The sequence below is a fragment of the Pseudomonas sp. XP2 genome, from assembly GCF_053557975.1.
The window spans coordinates 187425-189855 of the sequence record NZ_JBNRIK010000008.1 but is presented as its reverse complement, the minus strand read 5'-3'; the positions used below and the strand labels follow the sequence as shown (position 1 = coordinate 189855).

2 protein-coding genes are annotated in these 2431 nt (G+C 61.5%); both read right to left on the bottom strand.

Annotated features, from left to right (window positions below; translation table 11 throughout):
• Positions 1–103: 103 nt before the first annotated feature.
• Positions 104–1138 carry an ABC transporter substrate-binding protein gene (locus tag ACK1VC_RS11850; RefSeq protein WP_016484623.1) on the bottom strand — a complete coding sequence of 345 codons (1035 nt, stop codon included), beginning with the start codon at positions 1136–1138 and terminating at the stop codon, positions 104–106.
• A gap of 40 nt (positions 1139–1178) precedes the next feature.
• On the bottom strand, positions 1179–2303 hold the full coding sequence (locus tag ACK1VC_RS11845; RefSeq protein ID WP_016484622.1) for an ABC transporter ATP-binding protein: 1125 nt from the start codon (positions 2301–2303) through the stop codon (positions 1179–1181).
• Positions 2304–2431 lie beyond the last annotated feature (128 nt).

The window sequence follows — 2431 nt, the reverse complement described above, 5'->3', positions numbered from 1 at the left end:
CCCTGTCCCTTACAGGCACTGCACCGGCTTGGGGGATTACACGTTCCCTGTGGGAGCTGGCTTGCCGGCGATGGGCCGCAAAGCGGCCCCGGTTTGCGGTTTGTTACTTCTTCGCCGCCCAGGCGTTGAAGCGTTGCTCCAGCTGCTCGCTGTTGTCGGCCCAGAAGGCCACGTCGATCTGCACCTGATTGGCGATGTTTTCAGGCGTGGTCGGCATGTCCTTCTTCACCTCGTCCGACAGCAGGCTCACGGCCTTGGAATTGGCCGGGCCATAGGCGATGTTCTCGGAGTAGATCTTCTGCTGCTCGGGCTTGACGCTGTAGGCGATGAATTTCTTCGCCTCTTCGACGTTTTTGGCACCTTTAGGAATTGCCCAGGCGTCAAAGTCGTAGATGCCGCCGTTCCACACCACCTTGAGGTTGCTCTCTTTCTGCACAGCGGCAATACGGCCGTTGTAGGCAGAGCTCATGACCACGTCGCCTGAAGCCAGGAACTGCGGTGGCTGTGCGCCAGCTTCCCACCACTGGATGCTGGGCTTGAGTTCATCGAGCTTCTTGAACGCGCGGTCTTGGCCTTCCTTGGTCGCCAGCACTTTGTAGACGTCCTTGGGCGCAACGCCATCGGCCATCAATGCGAATTCCATCGTGTATTTGGCGCCCTTGCGCAGGCCACGCTTACCTGGGAACTGCTTGGTGTCCCAGAAATCGGCCCAACTGGTAGGTGCGGTCTTGAGTTTGTCGGCGTTGTAGGCCATGACCGTGGACCAGACGAAGAAGCCAACGCCGCAAGGCTGGATGGCACCCGGTACATAATCGGCCTCGTTGCCGAACAGGGCGGGGTCGAGCTCTTCGAACATGCCCTCATCGCAACCGCGCGCCAGCTCTGGCGACTCAACCTCTACCAGGTTCCACGACACGCTCTTGGTGTCGACCATCGCCTTGACCTTGGCCATTTCGCCGTTGTATTCACCGGCGACGATCTTGCCGTTACCCGCCTTCTCCCATGGCTCGTAGAACGCTTTGACCTGGGCGGCCTTGTTGGCGCCTCCGAACGAGATCACGGTAAGGTCTGCGGCCATGGCCTGGCCAGCGGCGAACAGCCCCAGGGCCAGGGCGGTCAATTTCAACTGCTTGCGCATTCTTATTCTCTCCACAGTACAGGGTTGGTGAAGCAATCCATCAATGGGCTTCGGCAATCGGATCGAGCGCGCGGGCGTGCTCCACCTCCCAGCCCAGCGGTACCACATCGCCCACGGCCAGGGCCGGGTCGAGCTCGGCAATCGGCTGTTTCACGAAGAAATCGGCCTTGCCGCAAACTTCCAGACGCACCCGCACGTGGTCGCCCAGGTAAATGAATTCGGCCACCCGGCCAGAGAAGCGGTTGACGCAGCTCTCGCTGTGGCCATTCAGGCGCACACGCTCCGGGCGGATCGACAGGGTGACCGGCTCGCCGGCCTGGCCGACGTTCACCGCCAGCGCCTCGACCCGCTCGCCACGCGGCAGCTGCACCTGGCAGCGCTTGCCATCGCTGGCCAGCAGGGTGCCGTTGATGCGGTTGTTCTCGCCGATGAAGTTTGCAACGAAGGTATTGCAGGGTTCTTCGTACAGCGTGCGCGGGTCGGCGATCTGCTGGATCTCGCCCTGGTGGAACACCGCCACGCGGTCGGACATGGTCAGCGCTTCGCCCTGATCGTGGGTCACGTACACCACGGTCACACCGAGGCGCTGGTGGATGTGCTTGATCTCCATCTGCATGTGTTCACGCAGTTGCTTGTCCAACGCGCCGAGCGGTTCGTCCATCAGCACCAGTTGCGGCTCGAACACCAGCGCACGGGCCAAGGCCACCCGCTGCTGCTGGCCACCGGAAAGCTGGCCGGGGTAGCGCTTGGCGAAAGCATCAAGCTGGACCATGTTCAGCACGCGTTTGACCCGCTCGCTGACGTCGGTCTTGCTCAGGTTGCGTACGGTCAGCGGAAAGGCCAGGTTCTCGGCCACGGTCATGTGCGGGAACAGCGCGTAGTTCTGGAACACCATGCCGATGTCGCGCTTGTGCGGCGGCACGTTGTTGATCGAGCGCCCGGCCAGCTGGATTTCACCGGCGGTAGGGGTTTCGAAGCCGGCCAGCATCATAAGGCTGGTGGTCTTGCCGGAGCCGGACGGGCCAAGCAGGGTGAGGAACTCGCCCTTGCGGATGTCCAGGTTGAGGTCTTTGACGATCAGCGACTCGCCGTCGTAGCTCTTCTGCACACCACGGAAGCTGACCAGCGTTTCGCTGGTTGCAGCGTTCGACTTCGCCTCGCTCATGCCTGCACCTTCTTGTTGGATGACTGCGTAGGCCAAAGCGTAGAAGAGGCGCAAGCGCCCGGAAATCGGGGGCACTGAGAGAATGCCATCATCCGGATGGAAGATTTGTTGTAGGGATTGCCCTACAA

What these genes read in the sequence shown, in the direction of transcription:
- ACK1VC_RS11850 (WP_016484623.1), bottom strand. Translation starts at nt 1,138, where the DNA reads ATGCGCAAGCAGTTGAAATTGACCGCCCTGGCCCTGGGGCTGTTCGCC.
- ACK1VC_RS11845 (WP_016484622.1), bottom strand. Translation starts at nt 2,303, where the DNA reads ATGAGCGAGGCGAAGTCGAACGCTGCAACCAGCGAAACGCTGGTCAGC.